General features: G+C 72.2%; 15 protein-coding genes and 1 tRNA gene. 11 read left to right on the top strand and 5 right to left on the bottom strand.

The features are described 5' to 3' along the window. Positions 1-25: 25 nt before the first annotated feature. The 6 genes from pepN (at position 26) to narI (ending at position 11,580) form a co-directional block, all read left to right on the top strand. Positions 26-2,725, top strand: coding sequence for an aminopeptidase N (gene pepN / locus ABFY07_RS16385; RefSeq protein ID WP_346175207.1), 2,700 nt, complete (start codon positions 26-28; stop codon positions 2,723-2,725). Between the two features lie 743 nt (positions 2,726-3,468). Then, positions 3,469-4,536: a tellurite resistance/C4-dicarboxylate transporter family protein gene (locus ABFY07_RS16380; protein WP_346175241.1), complete on the top strand. Its 1,068-nt coding sequence runs from the start codon at positions 3,469-3,471 to the stop codon at positions 4,534-4,536. Positions 4,537-4,798: 262 nt separating this feature from the next. Continuing rightward, positions 4,799-8,536 (top strand): nitrate reductase subunit alpha, encoded by a 3,738-nt coding sequence (locus ABFY07_RS16375; RefSeq protein ID WP_346175206.1) that lies wholly within the window; start codon positions 4,799-4,801, stop codon positions 8,534-8,536. 1 nt (position 8,537) lies between these two features. After that, positions 8,538-10,190 (top strand): nitrate reductase subunit beta, encoded by a 1,653-nt coding sequence (gene narH, locus ABFY07_RS16370; RefSeq protein ID WP_346175205.1) that lies wholly within the window; start codon positions 8,538-8,540, stop codon positions 10,188-10,190. Next, on the top strand, positions 10,187-10,822 hold the full coding sequence (gene narJ, locus ABFY07_RS16365; RefSeq protein WP_346175204.1) for a nitrate reductase molybdenum cofactor assembly chaperone: 636 nt from the start codon (positions 10,187-10,189) through the stop codon (positions 10,820-10,822). Before narH ends, narJ begins: the two co-directional genes overlap by 4 nt. Next, positions 10,819-11,580 (top strand): respiratory nitrate reductase subunit gamma, encoded by a 762-nt coding sequence (gene narI / locus ABFY07_RS16360; protein ID WP_346175203.1) that lies wholly within the window; start codon positions 10,819-10,821, stop codon positions 11,578-11,580. The genes narJ and narI overlap by 4 nt, the downstream gene beginning before the upstream one ends. On the opposite strand, the gene ABFY07_RS16355 is transcribed toward narI, so the two are convergent. Continuing rightward, the gene (locus ABFY07_RS16355) at positions 11,522-12,073 is read right to left on the bottom strand and encodes a MarR family winged helix-turn-helix transcriptional regulator (RefSeq protein ID WP_346175202.1); all 552 of its coding nucleotides are present in this window, start codon (positions 12,071-12,073) and stop codon (positions 11,522-11,524) included. The genes narI and ABFY07_RS16355 overlap by 59 nt on opposite strands. A gap of 431 nt (positions 12,074-12,504) precedes the next feature. Here ABFY07_RS16355 and ABFY07_RS16350 point away from each other — a divergent pair, with 431 nt between their 5' ends. From ABFY07_RS16350 to pyk, 4 genes are all read left to right on the top strand, one after another. Then, entirely contained in the window at positions 12,505-13,959 is a 1,455-nt protein-coding gene (locus tag ABFY07_RS16350) for a lysine N(6)-hydroxylase/L-ornithine N(5)-oxygenase family protein (protein ID WP_346175201.1), read from the top strand. Beyond that, the gene (locus ABFY07_RS16345; RefSeq protein ID WP_346175200.1) at positions 13,959-14,414 is read left to right on the top strand and encodes an NUDIX hydrolase; all 456 of its coding nucleotides are present in this window, start codon (positions 13,959-13,961) and stop codon (positions 14,412-14,414) included. The genes ABFY07_RS16350 and ABFY07_RS16345 overlap by 1 nt, the downstream gene beginning before the upstream one ends. A gap of 61 nt (positions 14,415-14,475) precedes the next feature. Then, positions 14,476-15,189: an SIMPL domain-containing protein gene (locus ABFY07_RS16340; protein WP_346175199.1), complete on the top strand. Its 714-nt coding sequence runs from the start codon at positions 14,476-14,478 to the stop codon at positions 15,187-15,189. A 133-nt stretch (positions 15,190-15,322) separates the two neighbouring features. Continuing rightward, positions 15,323-16,756 (top strand): pyruvate kinase, encoded by a 1,434-nt coding sequence (gene pyk / locus ABFY07_RS16335; protein WP_346175198.1) that lies wholly within the window; start codon positions 15,323-15,325, stop codon positions 16,754-16,756. 59 nt (positions 16,757-16,815) lie between these two features. Here pyk and ABFY07_RS16330 read toward each other — a convergent pair whose 3' ends face one another. Together ABFY07_RS16330 and ABFY07_RS16325 are read right to left on the bottom strand one after the other, a co-directional pair. Further along, positions 16,816-17,574, bottom strand: coding sequence for a transcriptional regulator (locus ABFY07_RS16330; RefSeq protein ID WP_346175240.1), 759 nt, complete (start codon positions 17,572-17,574; stop codon positions 16,816-16,818). Between the two features lie 110 nt (positions 17,575-17,684). Continuing rightward, a tRNA-Leu gene (locus ABFY07_RS16325) sits at positions 17,685-17,758 on the bottom strand. A 97-nt stretch (positions 17,759-17,855) separates the two neighbouring features. Between ABFY07_RS16325 and ABFY07_RS16320 the strand changes: the two genes are divergently transcribed. Next, positions 17,856-18,485 (top strand): ANTAR domain-containing response regulator, encoded by a 630-nt coding sequence (locus ABFY07_RS16320; protein WP_346175197.1) that lies wholly within the window; start codon positions 17,856-17,858, stop codon positions 18,483-18,485. Here ABFY07_RS16320 and afsR read toward each other — a convergent pair. Then, positions 18,451-22,224, bottom strand: coding sequence for an SARP-family global regulator AfsR (gene afsR / locus ABFY07_RS16315; RefSeq protein WP_428836937.1), 3,774 nt, complete (start codon positions 22,222-22,224; stop codon positions 18,451-18,453). The genes ABFY07_RS16320 and afsR overlap by 35 nt on opposite strands. Further along, positions 22,221-22,988 carry an AfsR/SARP family transcriptional regulator gene (locus tag ABFY07_RS16305; protein ID WP_346175196.1) on the bottom strand — a complete coding sequence of 256 codons (768 nt, stop codon included), beginning with the start codon at positions 22,986-22,988 and terminating at the stop codon, positions 22,221-22,223. The genes afsR and ABFY07_RS16305 overlap by 4 nt, the downstream gene beginning before the upstream one ends. Positions 22,989-23,175 lie beyond the last annotated feature (187 nt).

Here is a 23,175-nt window from a genome sequence, read left to right as displayed (position 1 = left end):
GCGGGGAGTAGGGCAGCATGTCCCCATGTCCGTACTGACGCGCGACGAAGCGCAGACCCGAGCCCGCCTCATCGAGGTGCACCGCTACACCATCGACCTCGACCTGACCCGGGGCGACGAGACCTTCGGCTCCATCACCACCATCCGCTTCAGCGCGCGCGAACCGGACGCGGACACCTTCGTCGAGCTCAACCCGGCCGCCCTGCACCGCGTCGTCCTCGACGGCCGGGAGCTGCCCCTCGACAACGCCGAGGACCTGATCGCCGAGGAGCGGCTGCCGCTCACCGGCCTCGCCGAGGGCGAGCACGAGCTGCGCGTCGAGGCGGACATGCGCTACTCCCGCACCGGCGAGGGCATGCACCGCTTCACCGACCCCGCCGACGGCGAGACGTACCTCTACACCATGTGCTGCATGTCCGACGCCAACGGCGTCTTCGCGGCCTTCGACCAGCCCGACCTCAAGGCCGTCTTCGAGGTGCACGTCACCGCCCCGCCCGAGTGGACCGTCCTCGGCAACGGCATCGCCACCCGCGTCGGCGAACCCGACGAGGGCCGCTGGAGCGTCGCGCCCACCCCGCCCATCAGCACCTACCTGGTCGCGCTGGCCGCCGGCCCGTACCACTCGGTGCGCACCGAGCACGCCGGACTCCCCTTCGGCCTGCACGTACGCCGCTCCCTCGCGCCCTACCTCGACGCCGACGCCGAGGAGCTCTTCGACATCACCCGCCGCTGCTTCGACCGCTACCACGAGATCTTCGAGGAGCCGTACCCCTTCGACTCCTACGACCAGGCCTTCGTCCCCGAGTTCAACTCCGGCGCCATGGAGAACCCCGGCCTCGTCACCTTCCGCGACGAATTCGTCTACCGCTCCGCCGTCACCGACGCCGAACGGCAGACCCGCGCCATGGTCATCGCCCACGAGATGGCCCACATGTGGTTCGGCGACCTGGTCACCATGAAGTGGTGGGACGACATCTGGCTCAACGAGTCCTTCGCCGAGTACATGGGCTACCAGACCCTCACCGAGACCACCCGCTACACCGACACCTGGGCCGACTTCGGGGTCCGCCGCAAGAACTGGGGCTACGACGCCGACCAGCGCCCCTCCACCCACCCCGTGGCCCCCGAGCCCGAGCAGGTCCCCGACACCGGCGCCGCCCGCCTCAACTTCGACGGCATCTCCTACGCCAAGGGCGCCTCCGCGCTGCGCCAGCTCGTCGCCTGGCTCGGCCAGAAGGACTTCCTCGCCGGCATCAACACCCACTTCGCCCGCCACCGCTTCGGCAACGCCACCCTCGCCGACTTCATCGACTCCCTCGCCGAGGCGTCCGGCCGCGACGTGCACACCTGGGCCGACCGCTGGCTGCGCACCACCGGCGTGGACACCCTCACCCCGACGATCACCGCCAACGGCGGCCAGTGGACCGCCGAGATCCACCACCGGGGCAGCCACGACACCGGCACGACCCGCCCGCACCGCATCGCCATCGGCCTGTACGACCACGAGCCCGCCGCCCCCCACAAGCTGGTGCTGCGCGACCGCGTCGAGGCCGAGCTGAACGGCGCGCCCGGCGACGCGCCGGACGGGACCCCGGGCGGCGACGGCTCCACCCTGACCCTCTCCTTCACCGGCCCCCGCCCCGACCTGCTGCTCCTCAACGACGGCGACCTCACCTACGCCAAGATCCGGCTCGACCCCGGCTCCTGGAAGACCGTCGTACGCTCCCTGTCCGGCCTCCCCGACGCCGTCGCCCGCGCCGTCGTCTGGAACGCCGCCCGCGACATGGTGCGCGACGGCGAACTGGCACCCGGTGCCTATCTCGACGCCGCCCGCGCCCACCTCCCGCACGAGACCGACATAGCCATCGTCCAGGGCGTCCTGGCCTTCGCCCGCACCCAGATCGCCGACCGCTACCTCCCCGCGCACCGGCGCGCCGCCGCCCTCGCCACCATCACCGCCACCTGCCGCGACCTGCTGCGCCGCACCGAGGACGGCTCCGGCCCCGGCCTGCGGCTCGCCGCCGTACGCACCTTCGTCGACAGCGCTACCTCGGCCGCCGAGCTGCGCGACTGGCTCGACGGGGACACCGTGCCCGGCGGCCCGGCCCTCGACCCCGAGCTGCGCTGGCAGATCCTCGGGCGGCTCGCCGTCCTCGGCGCCGCCACTCCCGACGACATCGACGCCGAACTCGCCCGGGACTCCAGCGCCACCGGCCAGGAGGGCGCCGCCCGCTGCCGCGCCGCCCTCCCCGACGCCGACGCCAAGCGCGCCGCCTGGGCCGCGCTCTTCGCCACCGACGGCGGCCCCGAGCTGTCCAACTACCTCGTCACCGCCACGGCCGGGGGCTTCTGGCAGCCCGAGCAGCACGGCCTGCTCGCCGAGTACGTCCCCGCCTACTTCCCGGCCGCCGTCGCCGTGGCCACCCGCCGCGGTCCCGCCATCGCCGACGCGGTCGCCCGCTGGGGCTTCCCGACCACGGTGGACGCGACGACCCTGCGGCTGGGGGAGGAGTGCCTGAGCGCCGACGACCCGTCCGCCGCCCCGTCCCCGGCGCTGCGCCGCCGCCTCGCCGACCAGATCGACGACCTGCGCCGGGCGCTGCGGGTCCGAGAAGGGCAAGAGGCCGAGGAGGCCAAGGAGGCCAAGGAGGCCGAAGGGACCGAGAAGGCCGAGGAGGCCGAGGAGGCCGAAGCGGCCCAGGGGGCGCAGCGGGCCGAGGCGTAGCCGGCCGGCCCGGGCCGGCCTGGCCCGGCCGGTGCCTGCGCGAGGCCCGGGCGGTGCCTGCGCGAGGCCCGGCCGGTGCCTGCGCGAGGCCCGGGCGGTGCCCGCGCGAGGCCCGGGCGGTGCCCGCGCGGTTGCCTGCAGGAGGGCCGGGCGGTGCCCGCAGGAGGGCCGGGCGGTGCCCGCAAGCCCCGGCCGGTGTCCGCAAGCCCCGGCCGGTGTCCGCACGACGCCCGGCCGGTGCCCGCACGGGGTCCGCACGAGGCCCGCGCGGTGCCCGCAAGCCCCGCGCGGTGCCCGCACGAGGGCCGAGCGGGGGCCGAACGAGCCCGCACCCGGCCCGTTCGGCCCCCGCCGACCCCGCCGACCCCGCCGACCCCGCCGACCCCGCCGACCCCGCCGACCCCGCCGACCCCGCCCGGAATGCCCCCCGGAGGCTCCCCACAGGACCCCCGGAAGACTTCCCGGAGGCTTCCCGGCGGGCTTCGCAAGGACCTTCCGGCCCCTTGCGACGGGGGTGTTCACCTGTTCGCGGCGCCGTTCGCGACAGGGCTTCGACCTGCCCGGCCCGGACGGGGCCGGGCGGCGGCCCGTCGGGTATTGGATGTCTCTGCCCGGCGCCAAGCGATTACCAAGACGGCGTGGCGAAATCATGGGGTGCCGTTGGCCGAACACACCCCCGTCCGGCGTCGGCGCCGCCGAGGCACGGCGTCGGCCCGCCCGGCCGGTGGCAGCCTGCTGGCGTGATGTGGACGAAGTGGGTGCGGGTGGAGCCGGAGCTGCGGCCCGGCGGATTCGCGCCGGTGATGGCGACCGGCATCGTCTCCCAGGCCGTCGGGGCGGCAGGCGCGCGACGGCTGTCCGACGGGCTGCTCGCGGTGGCCGTGGCGCTGTACGGACTGCTCCTGGCGGGCTGGGCGCGGCGGCTGGCGAGACATCGGCGGGACGTGGCGCGGGAGCTGCGGGAGCCGGCGAAGGTGTTCGGCTTCTTCACCTTCGTGGCGGGATCCGACGTCCTCGCCACCCGGCTGGCGGCCGGGCCGGGGCGGCCGGTGGCGGCGGTCCTGCTGGCCGTGGCGCTGCCCGTATGGCTGGCCCTGATGTGGTGCGCGGCGCGCGTGGTGCGCGGTCTCGGGGTCGGGGGAGTGCCGCGGCACGTGGACGGCAGCTGGTTCCTGTGCGTGGTGGGCCTGCAGTCGTTGGTGCTGGCAGGGGGCGCGCTGGAGCCCCACCGGGCCCTGGCGGCGAAGGTGGCCGGCTGGGTGCTGGGGGTGGCGCTGTACGTGGCGGTGGCCGCGGCGGTGGCGGGCCGGGTGGTGTCCGTCGGCCTGCGGCCGCGGGAGCTGACCCCGCCGTACTGGGTCACCATGGGCGCCTGCGCCATCAGCCTGCTGGCCGGCGCCCGGCTCGTCCCCCAGGGGCTCGACCCCGCGCCCACGGGCGGGGCCGTGGCCGATTTCCTGCTGGCGATGTGGGGCTGGATAACCCTTCTGGTACCGGTGCTGCTGGCCGCCGGGATCTGGCGGCACGGAGTGCACCGGGTGCCGCTCGCCTATGAGCCGACCTGGTGGACGATCGTCTTCCCGCTGGGCATGTACGCCATGTCCTCGGCCGTCCTCGGCACCACCGAGGGGCAGCACCGCCTGGTGTCCGTGGGGCACGCGATGGCGTGGGGTGCCTCTGGGGCATGGACGCTGGCCGCGCTCGGCGCGTTGCTCCCCCGGCTGCCGGGGGGTGCCCCAGGCCGGGGATCCGGTCAGAAAAAGAGGTCAAGAAAAGGCAAGGCCCGTCGTCAGGCGCCCTTCGCGTCGTGAGGGACGCCGGCTAGCGCCCCCGGGCCAGGCAGGTTTGAGGCCCCGTCAACTTCCGTTAACTTTTTGCCTCCCGGGCAGGACGTACGCCTGAGGCAAGCATTGCAAAGTGCAAGAAAAAACAGTTTCAGGTGATGCTAAATGGCCGAAAGCAGGCAGGCTGTGTGGCTGAGACGCGAGTGATGCTGTGGCGCGAACCGAAGCCGGTCACGTCCGCTGCCGGGGAGACGGCGCGGGCCCCGGCCCCATCCCAAGGAGTAGCTCCGTGGCGCGTCGCACCACACGATCGCAGGCCGAGGCCGCCGCGTCAGCGGTGACCGAACGCCTGCTCCGGGCCGGGGCGGCCCTGCGCCGCACCGCCACCACCCCGGACCTGCGGGCCGTCTACCGGACCGACCAGGCCGTGGAGGACTCCCCGTACCGGGAGCGCTGGGCCCACGACAAGGTGGTGCGCTCCACCCACGGTGTGAACTGCACCGGTTCCTGCTCGTGGAAGGTGTACGTCAAGGACGGGCTGATCACCTGGGAGACCCAGCAGACCGACTACCCCTCGGTCGGCCCCGACCGGCCCGAGTACGAGCCCCGGGGCTGCCCGCGCGGCGCCTCCTTCTCCTGGTACACCTACTCGCCCACCCGGGTGCGCTACCCCCACGCCCGAGGCGTGCTGGTCGAGCTCTACCGCGAGGCCAAGGCGCGGCTCGGCGACCCGGTCGCCGCCTGGGCGGAGATCACCGGCGACCCCGCCAAGCGCCATCGCTACCAGTCCGCCCGCGGCAAGGGCGGGCTGGTCCGCATCGGCTGGGAGGAGGCGCTCGAGATCGCGGCGGCCGCGCATGTGCACACCCTGAAGGCCTACGGCCCCGACCGGATCGCCGGCTTCTCCCCGATCCCCGCCATGTCCATGGCCTCGCACGCCGTCGGCGCCCGCTTCATGTCGCTGATCGGCGCCCCGATGATCTCCTTCTACGACTGGTACGCCGACCTGCCGATCGCCTCCCCCCAGGTGTTCGGCGACCAGACCGACGTACCCGAGTCGGGCGACTGGTGGGACGCCGCCTACCTGATGCTGTGGGGATCGAACGTGCCGGTCACCCGCACCCCCGACGCCCACTGGATGGCCGAGGCCCGCTATCGGGGACAGAAGGTGGTGGTGGTCTCCCCGGACTACTCGGACGCCACCAAGTTCGCCGACGAATGGCTGCACCCCCACCCCGGCACCGACGGCGCCGTCGCCATGGCGATGGGACACGTCATCCTCACGGAGTTCTTCACCGAGCGGCAGGTCCCCTACTTCACCGACTACGTCAGCCGCTTCACCGACCTGCCCTTCCTCGTCGAACTCGTCGAACGGGACGGGACCCCCGGCGGCCACACACCCGGCAAGTTCCTCACCGCGGCCGACCTGCGCGCCACCCACCCGGACCTGGCCGCCCACGCCGACGAGGCGGCCCAGCGCTGGATGCCGGTGCTCCACGACGCGGACACCGACCGCCCCGTCGTCCCCGGCGGCACCCTCGGCGACCGCTGGAGCAGGAGCGGCGAGGGCCACTGGAACCTCGACCTGGCCGGCATCACCCCCCGCCTCACCTTCCACCGCACCACCGGCGCCCGGACCATCGACGTCGAACTGCCCCGCTTCGACGAACCCGGCGCCACCGTCCGCCGCGCCGTCCCCGCCCGGCGGATCGGCGGCCGGCTCGTCACCACCGTCTTCGACCTCCTCCTGGCCCAGTACGCGGTCGGCCGCCCCGGCCTCACCGGACAGTGGCCCACCGGCTACGACGACGCCTCCGTGCCCTCCACCCCCGCCTGGCAGGAGGCCATCACCTCCGTCCCGGCCGCGGCCGTCATCCGCGCCGCCCGGGAATTCGCGGACACCGCCGAGAAGAGCCGCGGCCGCTGCATGATCGTGATGGGCGCCGGCACCAACCACTGGTTCCACTCCGACACCATCTACCGCTCCTTCCTCACCCTGCTGCTCCTCACCGGCTGCCAGGGCGTCAACGGCGGAGGCTGGGCCCACTACGTCGGCCAGGAGAAGGTGCGCCCCTTCACCGGCTGGCAGCAGCTCGCCACCGCCGCCGACTGGGTGCGCCCCTCCCGGCAGATGGCCGGCACCCCGTACTGGTACCTGCACACCGACCAGTGGCGCTACGAGCGGTACGGCGCCGACGCCCTGGCGTCCCCCACCGCCCGCGGCCTGTTCACCGGCCGGCACACCGCCGACCTCGTCGCCCAGTCCATGCGGCTCGGCTGGATGCCCTCCTACCCCACCTTCTCCGCCAACCCCCTCGACCTCGGCCGCCGGGCCAAGGAGAGCGGACAGCCGGCGGGGGAGTGGATCGCCGGACAACTCGCCGACGGCGCACTCGACTTCGCCTGCGAGGACCCCGACGCGCCACAGAACTGGCCCCGCGTGCTCACCGTCTGGCGGGCCAACCTCATCGGTTCCTCCGCCAAGGGAAACGAGTACTTCCTGCGCCACCTGCTCGGCGCCCGCGACAACGCCACCGCCGAGGAGGCACCCCCAGGCAACCGCCCGACCGACGTCACCTGGCGCGACGAGGCCCCCCGCGGCAAGCTCGACCTGCTGATGGCGCTCGACTTCCGGATGACCTCCACCACCCTCTTCGCCGACCTCGTCCTGCCCGCCGCCACCTGGTACGAGAAGCACGACCTGTCGTCCACCGACATGCACCCCTACGTGCACGCCTTCACCCCGGCGATCATCCCGCCCTGGCAGGCCCGCACCGACTTCGAGATCTTCCACGGCCTCGCCCGCAAACTCAGCGAACTCGCCGCCGGACACCTGGACGTCGCCCACGACCTGGTGGCCTGCGCCCTCATGCACGACACCCCCGGCGAGACCGCCCAGCCCGGCGGCACCGCACCCGACTGGCGCGACGGCCGTACCCAAGCCGTACCCGGCCGCAACCTCCCCGACTTCGCCCTCGTCGCACGCGACTACACCGCCGTCGCCGACCAGCTCGCGGCCTTCGGCCCGCTCGCCGAACGCCAGGGCATGCGGGTCAAGGGCGTCAGCGTCGACCCCACCCCCGAAGCCGGCTGGCTGGCCGACCGCTGTGGCACCGCCACCTCCGGCGCCGCCAAGGGACGGCCCCTGCTGGACACCGACACCAAGATGTGCGAAGCCATCCTCGCCCTCTCCGGCACCACCAACGGGCGCGTCGCCGCCGAAGGATTCCGGCAACTCGCCGAACGCTGCGGCGCCGACTCCGGCCTCACCGAACTCGGCCACTCGGTCGCCGAGCGCCGCGTCGCCTTCTCCGACACCCAGACCCGCCCCGTCCAGGTCGGCGCCAGCTTCGAATGGTCCGGCAAGGAGGCAGTGGACCGCCGGTACGCGCCCTTCACCATCAACACCGAACACCGCAAGCCCTGGCACACCCTCACCGGCCGCCAGCACTTCTACCTGGACCACGACTGGATGGCCGAACTCGGCGAACAACTGCCCGTCTACCGGCCCCCGCTGGACATGACCGCCCTGGGCGAAGCCCCGCCCCCCGGCACCGCCGACACCGGCCGCTCGGTCACCGTCCGCTACATCACGCCGCACTCCAAGTGGTCCATCCACTCCGAGTACCAGGAAAACCTGATCATGCAGACGCTGGCCCGCGGCGGCCCCGTCATCTGGATCGGCGTGGAGGACGCCGAGGCCATCGAAGTGGCCGACAACGACTGGATCGAAGCCGTCAACGCCAACGGCGTCGTCGTCGCCCGAGCCGTGGTCTCCCACCGCATGCCCAAAGGCACGGTGTTCATGTACCACGTGCAGGAACGGCTGGTGAACGTGCCCAAGTCCGAGGCCACCGGCGGCCGCGGCGGCACCCACAACGCCCTCACCAAGCTGCTCATCAAACCCACCCACCTCATCGGCGGCTACGCCCAGCTCTCCTTCGCCCCCAACTACTACGGACCCACCGGCAACCAGCGCGATGCCCTCACCGTCATCCGGCGCCGGTCCCAGAACGTGGAGTACTGACATGCCCCGCCGCCAGCCGACCGGGCCCCGGGTGATGGCCCAGGTCGCCATGGTCATGAACCTCGACAAGTGCATCGGCTGCCACACCTGCTCGGTCACCTGCAAACAGACCTGGACCAACCGCTCCGGCACCGAATACGTCTGGTTCAACAACGTCGAGACCCGCCCCGGCCAGGGCTACCCCCGCGGCTACGAGGACCAGGACAAGTGGCAGGGCGGCTGGCGGCTCAAGGGCGGCCGCCTCGTGCCCCGCGCCGGCGGCCGCGCCCGCCGCCTCGCCCGCCTCTTCGCCAACCCCGAACTCCCCTCCCTCGACGACTACTACCAGCCCTGGACCTACGACTACGACAACCTCACCACCGCCCCCCTCGGCGAAGACCTGCCCACCGCCCCGCCCCGCTCCCTCATCGACGGCCGCCCCACCGACATCACCTGGGGCCCCAACTGGGACGACGACCTCGGCGGCGGCCCCGAACACCTCGCCGGCGACCCCGTCCTCGCCAAGATGACCGAGAAGGTCCGCCTGGAGTACGAGCAGGCTTATCTGTTCTACCTGCCGCGGATCTGCGAACACTGCCTCAACCCGTCCTGCGTCGCCGTCTGCCCCTCCGGCGCCCTCTACAAGCGGGTCGAGGACGGCATCGTCCTCGTCGACCAGGACCGCTGCCGCGGCTGGCGCATGTGCGTCAGCGGCTGCCCGTACAAGAAGGTCTACTTCAACCACCGCAGCGGCAAAGCCGAGAAGTGCACCTTCTGCTACCCGCGGATCGAAGCCGGAGAGCCCACCGTCTGCTCCGAGACCTGCGTCGGCCGGCTCCGCTACCTCGGCGTGCTCCTCTACGACCCCGACAAGGTCGGCGAAGCCGCCGCCGTCCCCGACGAGAAAGACCTCTACGAGGCGCAACTCCGCTGCTTCCTCGACCCCCACGACCCGGACGTGGCCCGCACCGCCGAAGCCTCCGGCATCCCCCACGACTGGATCGAGGCCGCCCGCCGCTCCCCGGTCCACGCCCTCATCTCCCGCTACAAGGTCGCCCTGCCCCTGCACCCCGAATACCGCACCATGCCCATGGTCTGGTACATCCCCCCGCTCTCCCCCGTCGTGGACGCCCTCACCACCACCGGCCACGACGGCGAGGACCCCGCCAACCTCTTCGGCGCCATCGACGCCCTGCGCATCCCCGTCTCCTACCTCGCCGAACTCTTCACCGCCGGCGACCCGGAACCGGTCGAAGCCGCCCTGTGCCGACTGGCCGCCATGCGCTCCCACATGCGCCGGATCAACCTCGGCGAGGAACGCGACCCCGCCATCGCCCACGCCGTCGACATGGACCAGGACACCATCGAATCCATGTACCGCCTGCTGGCCCTCGCCAAATACGAGGAGCGGTACGTCATCCCCACCGGCTACGCCGCCGGCGCCGGCCACGAGGGGATGAACGACGGCTGCAGCCTCGACGGCGACGGACTGCCCGGCATGATGCCCGGCGCCTTCCCGGACGCCGACACCTTCCACGCCCCACCCGTGCCCACCCCCGCCGGAGCCGGAAGCGGAGCAGGAACGGGGCTCGCCGGCCGCTTCAACCTGCTCAACTGGAACGGCCGGGGACGCCCCAGCGGACTGTTCCCGCAGCGCGGAGAGGCCACCGAGTGAACCCCGCCACCCCCGCCGTACACCAGGCCGCGGCCCTCCTCCTCGGCTACCCCGACCAGCGGTGGCCCGACCGGCTGACCCTCGTCCGGGAAGCCCTCGCCCACCTCACCGGCCCCGGCACCACACCACTCCTGCGCTTCTGCGCCGCCGTCCAGGACACCCCCGTCCTCGACCTCGCCGCCCGCTACGTCGTCACCTTCGACCGCAGCCGGCGACGCACCCTGCACCTCACCTACTACACCGACGGCGACACCCGGCGCCGCGGCGGCTCCCTCGCCGACTGGAAGGCCCGCTACCGCGCCCACGGCTGGGAACCCCCCGAGGACGAACTCCCCGACCACCTGCCCCTGGCACTCGAATTCGCCGCCCGCTGCCCCGGCCCGGGCACCGAGCTGCTGAGCGAACACCGCCCCGCCATCGAACTCCTCAGAATGGCCCTCGCCGACCACCACAGCCCCTACGCCGACGTCCTGCTCGCCGTCTGCGACACCCTGCCGGGCGCCTCACCCGCCGACCGCGCCACCGCCCTCGCACTCGCCCGAAGCGGACCACCCGCCGAAGCCGTCGGCCTGGCCCCCTTCTCCGCCACCCCCCGGCACGCCGGCCACCTACCGGGAGGAACCGGCCGATGAACCACATCGACATCGCCCTGTGGGGCGTGCTGCCCTACCTCGTCCTCGCCCTCTTCACCGCGGGCACCGCCTGGCGCTACCACTACGACCGCTTCGGCTTCACCACCCGCTCCAGCCAACTCCACGAAAGCCGCCTGCTGAGCATCGGCGGCCCGCTCTTCCACTTCGGACTGCTGTTCGTCGCCGCGGGCCACGTCGTCGGGCTCGTCGTCCCCGAATCACTCACCGAGCGACTGCATGTCACCGAAGGGCTCTACCACGCCAACGCCCTGCTCGTCGGCGGCACCGCCGGCCTCGCCACCGCCGCCGGCCTCGCCCTGCTGCTCTACCGGCGCCTCAAGGTCCCCGCCGTACGCGCCGCCACCAGCCGCAGCGACCGGGCCGTCTACCCCGTACTCGCCGCCGTCCTGCTGGCCGGACTCACCGCCACCGCCACCGGGGCGAGCGCCGACGCCTACGACTACCGGCAGGGCGTGTCCGTCTGGTTCCGCAGCCTGTTCGCCCTCGACCCCGACGTCCCCGCCATGGCCCACGCGCCCCTCGTCTACCGGCTCCACGCCCTGCTCGGCATGGCGCTGTTCGCCCTCTGGCCCTTCAGCCGGCTCGTACACGCCTTCACCGCACCCCTCGGCTACCTCGCCAGGCCCTACGTCGTCTACCGCTCCCGCACCCCCGCCCGGCCCTACCGCCACCCCGCCCTCACCGGGCCCGACGACGCGGACGCACCCCTCCGGAAGCGGCGGCGAGCACATCGCTGAACCGCGCCGGACCCGACCCCGACAGCCCGGCCCCCCGCAGGTCGGGCTCGTCGGCGACCGCGCTCAACGCCCGCAGCCCCCGCGCGAGCCCCGCCCGCTCGGCCGCGGGCAACCGCCCCACCAACACCGCGATCTCCCCGCGCCGGTACTCCAGAACCCGCGCCACCAACTCCGCGCCCCCGTCCGTCAACCGCAGCACCACCTCCCGGCGGCTGTCCGGATTGACCTGCCGATCCACCAGCCCCCGCGACTCCAGCCGGGCCACCGTCCGCAGCGCGGTGGACGGATTCACGCCCAACCCCGCCGCCAGCTCCGCCAACTTCGCGGGCCCGCACCCGTCCAGCACCATCAGGGCCCGCAGCTGCGTCAGCGTCAGCGTCTCGTCGATCGAGGCCAGCGCACGCGCGGAAATCGCCACCAGCAGCCGTGAGGCGGCCATCACCGAAGCGATCAGCTCCTCGGCCAGGCCACCGTCCTCCGGCTGCTCATCCATGCCCGCCCCCGCCCACTCGTCCCACCGGTCCCGGGCATCCTAGGGGCGCCTCGTGGATCACGCCGGGCTCCCGACGCCTGCCACGCCCGCCCCCGCCCCCGCGGCCGAAAACCGGCCCCCCGAACAGGGGCGCGCGACCCCACACCGTACGCCCCTCACCCCGCCCGCCATTACCACGTACGAGTGGACCCGCGCCCGCCCCCCACCGAACCGCCCTCCCGCGAAGTACTTTTAAGCCGTCCTCACCCGTGAGCCGTCCTCACTCCTGAGCCGTCATCGCCGTGCCGCCACGCGCGAAAAGCCGTGGCCCGGACCGTGGCACAGACCATGGCCCGGACAGCCCCGGGACCCCGTCCCCGCCCCCGCACACCCACCCCGCACACCCAGCCCAGCGCCCCCGGACGCCGGTCGAACCGTCGAAGGCAGCCCCCATGAGCACCACCCAGCCCCCCACCCCCGCCGCGGCCCCACCCGACCACCCCCTGGACCTCGCCGGCATCGGCATCGGCCCGCTCAACCTCTCCCTGGCCGTCCTCGCCCACCGCATCCCCCACCTCCGCACCGCCTTCTACGAACAACGCCCCGCCTTCCACTGGCACCCCGGGCTCCTCATCGACGGCGCCACCATCCAAGTCCCCTACCTCGCCGACCTCGTCACCCTCGCCGACCCCACCAGCCCCTGGAGCTTCCTCAACTACCTCAAAACCCACGACCGGCTCTTCCCCTTCTACATCGCCGAGCGCTTCCACATCGAACGAACCGAATACGACGCCTACTGCCGCTGGGTCAGCCGCCAACTCCCCGGCCTCCACTTCAGCCACCAGATCGACGCCATCCGCTGGAACCACGACCACCTGCTCTTCGAGATCGACTACACCGAACTCGACCCCACCGGCGAAGCCCGGCACATGGGCCGCAGCTACGCCCGCGCCCTCGTCCTCGGCGTCGGCACCGAACCCCACGTCCCCCCGCCCCTGTGCCCCCTCGTCGACACCCCCGGCGTACCCGTCATCCACTCCGCCGACTACCTCCAACACCGCGACCGGCTCCTGGCCGCGGGCCACATCACCGTCGTCGGCTCCGGCCAGTCGGGCGCCGAAGTCTTCCTCGACCTCCTCCGCAACCGGCCCCCGGGCGCCGAAGGACTCCACTGGCTCACCCGCACCCCCGCCTTCGCCCCCATGGAATACAGCAAACTCGGCCTCGAACACTTCACCCCCGACTACGCCCGCTACTTCCACGCCCTGCCCGAGTGCGTACGCGACCAACTCCTGCCCCGCCAATGGCAGCTCTACAAGGGCATCGCCCACGACACCATGACGGCCATCCACGACGAGCTCTACCGCCGCACCCGACACGGCCGCTGGCCCGACGCCGTCCTCACCCCCGGCGTCACCGTCCGCACCGCCGGCCGCATCGCCACCGCCCGCCTCGAACTCCACCTCGAACACCACCAACAAGGCACCCGCACCCGCCACACCACCGAAGCCGTCGTCCTCGCCACCGGCTACCGCGAACGACGCATCGAGACCCTCATCGCCGCCCTCGACCCCTACATCCGCCGCGACCACCGCGAACGCCCCCGCATCGACGAACACCACCGCATCGTCCTCGACCCCCTCGTCAAAGGCCCCATCTACGTCCAGAACGCCGAACGCCACGCCCATGGCGTCGGCGCTCCCGACCTCGGCTTCGCCGCCTGGCGCTCCGCCGTCATCCTCAACTCACTCACCCCCCGGCCCACCTACACCCTCCCCGCACGCACCGCCTTCACCACCTTCGGCCTGACCCCCACCACCCCCGGCGGCCCCACCACCGCCGGCGGCCACCTCCCCGAGCAGCGCGACAGCTTTCGATCACCCGACACCCAAGCCATGCTTGGGTGATGGCCAACAGACAACTCAGAGTCGCCGCATACGCCGTCTGCATCCAGGACGGCAACATCCTCCTCGCCCGATGGGTCGGCCCCGACGGTAAACAATGGACCATGCCCGGCGGCGGCATCCGACACGGCGAAGACCCCTACGACGCCGCCATCCGCGAAGTCGAAGAGGAAACCGGCTACACCGTCGAGATAGACCAACTGCTGGGCATCGACTCCGTCCACCACCGCTACGCCCGCCGCCGCGGCCGCGACGCCGACTTCCACGGGCTCCGCGTCGTCTACACCGCCCACGTCACCGGCGGACAGCTGCGCCACGAGACCAACGGCTCCACCGACCAGGCCGCCTGGATCCCACTCGACCGCGTCGCGGAACTGCCCCGGGTCCCCCTCGTGGACATCGCCCTCTCCCTGCACCGGACCCGCCCCGCGCAAGGCCGCGTCCAGACGTCCGCCTGACGAGCGTCCTCCCCACCCCCTACGCTCTCCTGCCACCACCACCGACCCAGGAGCCCACCCCATGGACCAGGCCTCCCCGCAGCCCACGACCGCCCTGCCCTACGGCACCCCCGAAGCCCCGCGCGTCGCGGTCCGCGGCGAGGCCCGCCTCGAATTCGACCCCGAGATCGCCCGCCTCGGCATCAGCGTCAGCGCGCGCGGCAGCGACCGCCGCACCGCCCTCGAAGACCTCACCCGCCGCAACGGCCAGGTCATCGAGCTGGTGAAGTCCTACGGACAGGCGGTCGAGAAGCTGGAGACCGGCGCCTTCGCCATCACCCCGCAGCTCACCGCCAAGGGCCGCCACGAGCGCGTCCACGCCTACCACGGCCGGGTCCACCTCTCCGTCACCATCGCCGACTTCACCGCCCTCGGCGAGCTCACCACCCGCCTCGCCGACCTGGAGCTCACCCAGGTCAACGGCCCCTGGTGGGCCCTGCGCCCCGACTCACCCGCCCACGGCGAGGCGCGCCGCCAGGCCGTACGCGAAGCCGTCCAGCGCGCCCGCGAGTACGCGGGCGCGCTCGGCGCCCGGCTCGTCGCCCTCGTCGAGCTCGCCGACCTCGACGCGGAGAGCACCGAGCAGCCCTACCCGGTCACCTTCGGGGGGACACGCAGCGCCGGCGGCTACGGCGCCGCACCCCAAGCCGCCCCCGCCCTGGACCTCGAACCCCAGCGCCAGACCGTGTACGCCCAGGTCAACGCCCGCTTTACGATGTCCCCTCCGCAGCTGTGAAACCGCCCGGAAACCGCTCATCGGAGCACCGCCCTGCACGTTTCATTAGTTGTCGACGAGCGGTCACCCAAAGGCCATGGAGGAGTGGCAGGTTCCCGGTTCTTTACCCGCCGGTAAGTCATAGGCTCGCCGCATGCGCCGAGCAAAAATCGTCTGTACCTTGGGACCCGCAACCGACTCGTACGAGCAGATCAAGGCGCTCGTCGAAGCCGGAATGGACGTGGCCCGCTTCAACCTCAGCCACGGCACCTACGCCGAGCACGAGGAGCGTTACCGGCGAGTCCGGAAGGCCTCGCTCGAAACCGGTCGCAGCGTCGGCATCCTCGCCGACCTTCAAGGCCCGAAGATTCGTCTCGGCCGCTTCCGCGAAGGCCCCGTACTCCTTGAACGCGGCGACGAGTTCACCATCACCGTCGAACCCATCGAGGGCGACCGCCTGCGCTGCGGCACCACCTACAAGGGCCTGGCCACCGACGTCAGCCGGGGCGAGCGCATCCTCGTCGACGACGGCCGGGTCACCCTTGAAGTAGTGGACGTCGAAGGCCCCCGCGTGCACACCATGGTCATCGAGGGCGGCATGGTCTCCGACCACAAGGGCCTCAACCTCCCCGGAGTCGCCGTCTCCGTCCCGGCGCTCTCCGACAAGGACATCGAGGACCTCCGCTGGGCGCTGCGCACCGGCGCCGACATCATCGCCCTCTCCTTCGTCCGCAACGGCAAGGACGTCGTGGACGTGCACCGCGTCATGCGGGAGGAGGGCGTCCGGCTCCCGGTCATCGCCAAGATCGAGAAACCGCAGGCGGTCCAGGACCTGGAAGGGATCGTCGACGCCTTCGACGGAATCATGGTCGCCCGCGGCGACCTCGGCGTCGAGATGCCGCTGGAGCAGGTGCCGCTGGTCCAGAAGCGCGCGATCAAGCTCGCCAAGCGGAACGCGAAGCCGGTGATCGTCGCGACCCAGATGCTCGACTCCATGATCGAGAACTCCCGCCCCACCCGCGCCGAGGCCTCCGACGTCGCCAACGCGGTCATCGACGGCACGGACGCGGTGATGCTCTCCGGCGAGACCAGCGTCGGCAAGTACCCGATCGAGACGGTCAAGACCATGGGCCGCATCGTCGCGGCGGCGGAAGAGGACATCCTCGCCAAGGGCCTCCCGCCCCTCACGGAGCGCAGCAAGCCCCGCACCCAGGGTGGCGCGGTCGCCCGCGCCGCCGCCGAGATGGGCGACTTCCTCGGCGCGAAGTTCCTCGTCGCCTTCACCCAGAGCGGCGACACCGTCCGCCGCCTCTCCCGCTACCGCTCACCCATCCCCCTCCTCGCCTTCACCCCCGAGCACTCCACCCGCTCCCAGCTCAACCTCACCTGGGGAGTGGAGACCTTCCTCGGCCCCATGGTCGACTCCACGGACGAGATGGTGGCCCAGGTCGACGAGGAACTCCTCCGCATCGGCCGCTGCCGCAAGGGCGACCTCGTCATCATCACCGCCGGCTCCCCGCCCGGCGTCTCCGGCTCCACGAACCTGGTGCGCGTGCACCGCATCGGCGAGGGCGGCGACTTGCGGTAGCGGTGCGTGTCCGGGGCTGGTCCTGGTTCGGGCCGGAGTGCGGGGCGGTGGGCGCGCGCTCAGTACTTCGGCCCGATGTGGGCGTCCATGAGGGCGACGGAGGCGCGCTTGGCGACGGAGATGTTCCAGGCGTTCGGCTGCTTCCACTCGACGCCCAGCCGGTCGAGCGTGTCGGTGTACAACTTCCGGATGTCGTCCGACCTGTTGGTGAAGAAGTACCTTGGGTACTCGTACCGCTTCCGCACCCCGCCGACCTCCTTCGCCGTCCAGTTGGTGATCCGGCAGCCGTCGGAGTGCACGAGTCCCCGCACGAACTCCCATGGGTGCGTATCCACGATCTCGAGTTGCCAGGGCTCCAGAACGATCGGCCGCTGGTGCTTCTTTCCCGGCCCGTGCTGCGGGAACAGGCAAGGCCAGTGCTTGCTGTAGCCGGTCACCATGACGCATCCCTGCCGCTGGACGCGGTACACCCTGTTGTCGGGGCACAGGGCACGCACCGCCGCTTCACAGGCTTCGATGAGGCCCGGCCAGGCATCCGCGCACGCGACGCGCAGAAAGTACACCCCTTTCTTGAGGCGGCTTATGCAGCCGTCCCCGAGATAGAGGCCGAGCAGATACGCATAGGCGGCGGGCTCTTCCGGTAAGCGCGGCATGGATGCACACCTGGGACAGGTGCCGCCCCGGGGCAGGGGCTTGATCCGGATTTGCCACGCACGGATCGCGGCGCGGGATATCCCGGTCTGCTTGCTTACGGAGTTGAGGCTGTGGCCTTGGCCGACGAGAGCGAGGGCTCGCTTGCGCGTTTCCAAGTCGTACACACTGACGAGTGTGGAGAGCGCGAGGGCTGCGGCCTGCGCGCTCGAAGAGATGTTCACTTTATCGAGTGAACGGCCTCAATTCGGCGGTGACCTTGGAATTGAAGGTAAAGTGCCCCGGGTGGGATTCGAACCCACACTGAATACCTTTTGAGGGTATCGTCTCTACCGATTGGACTACCGGAGCCCCTGTGTTCTGAAGGTGAGTGTAGCCCCTTCGTGCGTCAACGGTACACGAGATAGGTAGGCTCAAGGTGCAGAACCTGCCACGACCGAGGAGCCACGTGAGCACCACCGACGCCCCCGACGCGCAGTCGCACGTCCCCCCACACACCACCCGCGTGGTCATCGCCGAGGACGAGGCCCTCATCCGCCTCGATCTCAAGGAGATGCTCGAGGAGGAGGGGTACTCCGTCGTCGGCGAGGCGGGCGATGGGGAGACGGCCGTCGCGCTCGCTCAGGAGCACCGACCCGACCTGGTGATCCTCGATGTGAAGATGCCGGTCCTCGACGGCATCTCCGCCGCCGAGCGGATCGCCGCCGACCGTATCGCCCCGGTCCTGATGCTCACCGCCTTCTCGCAGCGCGAACTCGTCGAGCGGGCGCGGGACGCGGGGGCGATGGCGTATCTCGTGAAGCCGTTCAGCAAGAGCGACGTGGTCCCGGCCATCGAGATGGCCGTCTCCCGGTTCACGGAGCTGAAGACGCTGGAGAAGGAGGTCGCCGACCTCGCCCAGCGGCTGGAGACCCGCAAGCTCGTGGACCGCGCGAAGAGCATTCTGCAGACCCAGTACGGGCTGACCGAGCCCGCCGCGTTCCGCTGGATCCAGAAGACCTCGATGGACCGCCGGATGTCCATGCAGCAGGTGGCCGAGGCGGTCATCGAGGACGCGGAGGAGAAGAAGCAGCAGTAGGGGCGGAGGAAGCGGCAGGGACAGAGGCGGGGCCGTCGAGCAGCGCCCGTACGTCCTCGGCTTCCGCCGCTCCCAGCCGCTCGTGGATCGCGAGCGCTTCGCGCCAGCAGGCCTGGGCGCGATCGGAGTGGCCGAGCCCCGCCAGCGCCCTGCCGAGCACGGTCAGGATGATGGCGCGCCGCCATTCGCCGCCGATGATACCCAGGGCGAGGGCCTGCTCGGCGTGGGTGGCGGCCGGCGCGGGGAGGCGCATGGCCAGGTGGGCCTCCGCCAGCCGGTAGTGCGTCATGCCTTCCCAGAGGCGCTGCCGGTTCTCGTGGAAGAGGGCGGCAGCGGCGGTCAGTTGCTCGACCGCTTCCCCGGCCCGTCCCGCCTGCGTCAGCGCGATCCCGAGAGCGTAGTTTCCGTTGGCGAGGCGCAGCGTTCGGCCCAGGCCCTCGTACATCGCGACCGCGTGCCGCGCCAGCTCGACCGCTTCGGCTGTGCGGCCGTGTGCGAGGTGGACCCGGGACAGGTTGCACAGCGCGGCCGCTTCGCCGGGGCGGTCGTCGGTGGCGCGGAAGGCGTCGATCGCCCGGCGGAGGCAGTCTTCCGCCTCCTCGGGCCGGCCCAGGAAGTGGGCGCGGATGCCGCGCCGGTTCATGACGAGGCCGACGATGCCCGGGTCGTGCGCCGCGGCGCCGGTGTCCATGGCACGCCGTGCTTGCTGCTCCGCCCGCGTGTGCTCTCCGCGCAGATCGAGCGCATGGGACAGGGCGGTCCGGGCGCGGCGTTCGGCGCGGAGGTCCCCGGCGGCCTCGGCAGCCGCGCTGAGCCGGTCGGCCACGGCTTCGTACCGGTGGGTGCTTGCTCCGGACTCGGCGAGGTCGGAGGAGGTCAGGAGCAGGTCGGCCGCGCGGCGCAGGGTGGCGCCTGAGGCGGGGCGGGACGCGGTCTGGGCGACGCATGAGAGCAGGCAGTCGGCTTCGCCGAAGAGCCAGTCGAGGGCGGCTTCCCGGTCGGGGAAGTCGAGGCCGGGGTGGCGGGTGGGGGTCAGGTGGTCGACGAGGCGGTCGCCGGGCCGCTGCTGGGCGTAGGCGCGGGCCGCCGTGGCCAGGTAGAAGTCGAGGAGGCGGGAGAGGGCCGCGTCTCGGTCCTCCGGTGGCTGGTCGCGCTCGGCGCAGGCGCGCGCGTAGAGGCGTACGAGGTCTTGGTAGCGGTAGCGGCCGGGGGCCGCGGATTCCAGCAGTGAGGTGTCGATCAGGGACTCCAGGAGATCCTCTGCCTCGAGCATGTCGAGGTCGAGGAGGGCGGCCGCCGCCGGGAGGGAGATGTCTGTCCCGTCCGCGAGCCCCAGGAGGCGGAACGCACGCGCCTGCGCCGGCTCGAGCTGGCCGTAGCCCAGCTCGAAGGTGGCCTTGACGGCGAGGTCGCCCGCTCGCAGCTCGTCCAGCCGCCGCCGCTCGTCGGCGAGCTTGGCGGCGAGGACGGATACGGTCCAGGTGCGGCGTGCGGCGAGCCGGGAGGCGGCGATGCGGATGGCCAGCGGCAGGAAGCCGCAGGCGGCCACCACGTCCAGGGCGGCCTCGCGCTCCGGGTGGACGCGTTCCTCGCCCACGATGCGGGTGAAGAGGGTGAGCGCTTCGTTGGGGCTCATCACGTCGAGGTCGACGAGGTGGATGCCGGGCAGGTCGACCATGCGGATGCGGCTGGTGATGATGGCGGCGCAGCCAGGGGCCCCGGGCAGCAGTGGCCGTACCTGGGCGGCGTCGCGGGCGTTGTCGAGGAGGACCAGGACGCGGCGGCCGCCGAGGAGGGAGCGGTAGAGGGCGGCGCGGTCCTCGACGCCGTCGGGGATCGCGGAGTCGGGGGTGCCCAGGGCGCGCAGGAAGGAGCCGAGGACGGCTTCGGGGGCGGCGGGGGTGGGGCCCGCGCCCTGGAGGTCGGCGTAGAGCTGTCCGTCGGGGAACTGGGGGCGTGCGGTGTGCGCCAGGTGGACGGCGAGCGTGGTTTTGCCGACACCGTCGATCCCGGCGAGGGCCGAGATGGCCATGACCCCGCCCTCGGCCGCGGTGAGTTGCTGGCTCAGCTCGCGAACGAATGCCGCGCGCCCGGTGAAGTCCGGCACGGTGGCGGGGAGTTGGGCGGGTGTCGGCGGTGGGGAGGCTGTGGGGTGCTCCGCCGTGCCGCTGGGGGCCGAAAGCTCCGGGTCGACTCGGAGGATGCGCTGTTGTAGGTCACTGAGCTCTGCTGAGGGGTCCACGCCGAGTTCCTCGGCCAGCAGTCGCCGGGTGTCGGCGTACACGGCCAGCGCCTCGGCCTGCCGTCCGCTGCGGTAGAGCGCCAGCATCAGCAGTTCGCGCAGCCGCTCGCGCAGCGGATGCGCGGCGGTCAGCGCGGTCAGTTCGGAGACCGCCTCCGCGTGAAGGCCGAGTTCCAGGTCGAGGTCGAGGCGGGTTTCGAGCAGGGAGAGGTGCCATTCCTCGAGGCGGGCGCGCTGTGTTTCGGCGTACGGGCCGGGTACCCCGGCCAGCGGCTCGCCGTCCCACAGGGCCAGTGCCTCGTTGAGCAGGCCGCGTGCCTGCGCGCGGTTCCCCGCGTGCCGTGCCTTTTCGGCCTTGGCGGCCAGCTCGGCGGCCACCTCGGCATCCAGCGGCCCGGCGCCGGTGCGGATGGCGTACCCGCCTGACTGGCTGACCAGGGCGTTCGCCTCCGGGCCGAGGGCCTTTCGTAGCCGTGAGGCGTAGGTCCGCAGCGCGGCGAGAGCGGCGTCGGGTGGGTATTCGCCCCAGAGGTCATGGATCAGCTCGTATGCGGTCGCCGTCCGGCCGCCGCGCAGCAACAGTGCAGCGAGCAGCGCCCGCTGTTGTGGTGAGCCGGTGTTGACGGGTTCCTCGTCCCGCCAGACCCGGACCGGTCCCAGGAGGGAGAAGCGCAGGTGCTCCGAGAGGCGCTGCTCGTGGCGCACGGGGGCGGGTGGCTCGGGATGCGGGGGGTCGGCTGTCGCCTGGGGTGCGGGTGCGGGTGCGGGTGCGGGTGCGGGTGCGGGTCCGGGCTCGGGTCGGCTCTTGGGGGCTGGGGCCTCCAGTCCGCGGAGGACGTCCAGCGCCTCCGTCGTACGGCTCGCGTCGTGGAGGGCGCGGGCCAGTTGGGCGTGGAACAACTCGTGGTGGGGGTGTTCCTCGGTGAGTGCGCGGAGTTCGGGGATGACCCGGCCGGGCCGGCCGAGCCGCAGGTCCGCGTCGATGCGCAGGGACAGTGCTTCCAGGCGCTCGGCTTCCAGGCGCCGGGCGTGTGCGGCGAGGCGGGGGCCGGCGGTGACCCCGGCGAGGGCGGGGCCGCGCCACAGATGGAGGGCGGTGGCGAGCAGTTCGCGGGCGCGCTGGTGGCGGGCTTCGGTCAGGTGGTTCCTGGCGTCGTCGACCAGTGCGGTGAACCGGGTCAGGTCCAGGTGCTCGGGGTCGAGCAGGAGGGTGTAGCCGATGGGGTGGGTGGCCAGCAGGCGCTGTCCGGCGCCGGGTCCGCCCGCCCGGTCGATGCGGCGGCGCAGTTGGCTGGCGTGGGTGTGCACTTGGGCGCGGGCGGTGGCGGGCGGGGCGTCGCCCCAGAGCTCTTCGCTGAGGGTTTCCACGGGTACGGGGTGTCCGACGCGGAGGAGGAGGGAGGCGAGGAAGGTGCGGGCGCGCACCGATGTCGGGGTGACCTCGGTGTCGTTCACGACGAGTTCGACGGGGCCGAGGAGCCGCGCTTCGGTCCTCATGGGGTGACTCCGGCGCGGCCGTCGCCGTGGACGAGGCTGTCGCGCTGGTCGAGGAGTGCGGGGGGCAGCAGGCCGTATTCGCGCTCCCAGCGGTCCAGTTCGTCGGTGATCAGGCGCAGGGCGCGGGTGTGGGCTCCGGTGGCGTGCAGCGCGCGGGCCAGGAGGACGACGATGCTCTCATCGGCGGGGTGGTGGGCGTGGAGGTCCTGTAGTTCGGCCGTGGCGCGGGCGGCGGCGCCGAGGGCGAGCAGCGTGGCGGCGTGGCGCTTGCCGAGGTCGAGGCGGATTTCCGCGAGGCTGAGGCGGATGCTGCGGACGTAGGGGGAGGGCTGGAGGTCGGCGAGGGGTTCGCCGCGCCACAGGTTCAGGGCGGTGTCGTAGTGGGCGAGTGCGGTCTGGGTGTCGCCGTCGCCTTCGGCCGTCTCGCCGTCTTCCAGGAGGCCGCGGAAGACGGCCACGTCGATGGTTTCCGGGGCGGTGTGCAGGACGTAGCTGACCTGGTCGGGGGCGTGTCCGGGGTGGGTGACCAGGCGGGGTGGGGTGGCGTCCGCCCCATCGGTGAACTGCCGCAGCAGGTGCCGGAGATGGTGGATGTGGACGTGGATGGCCTGCGTGGCGGAGGCGGGGGGAGGGCCGGTCCAGACGCGCTCCCGGAGGGTGGCGATGGTGACGGCTTGTCCGGGTGAGAGCAGCAGGATGGCGAGTACGGCGCGGCGCTGCGGGGGGCCGAGGGCGGTTTCCGCGCCCTCGTGGGTGGCCCGCACGGGGCCCAGGAGCCGGAATCGGAGGGACAGGGCCTTCACCCCTCCCGTGAGTTGGCAGGTGATTGGCGATTGATGAAAGGTAGCCTAGCAGTGCGCTTAGTGGACGTTAAGTGGGTGCAGAGTGGAAGCAGAGCGGATGCAGAGGGGAAGGGGGAAACCGCGAACTGTCCTGCCGTGTGCGGGCGTT

Source organism: Streptomyces sparsogenes subsp. cuspidosporus (assembly GCF_039532705.1).
GTDB lineage: Bacteria > Actinomycetota > Actinomycetes > Streptomycetales > Streptomycetaceae > Streptomyces > Streptomyces sparsogenes.
This window is presented reverse-complemented; position numbering and strand designations above follow the sequence as displayed.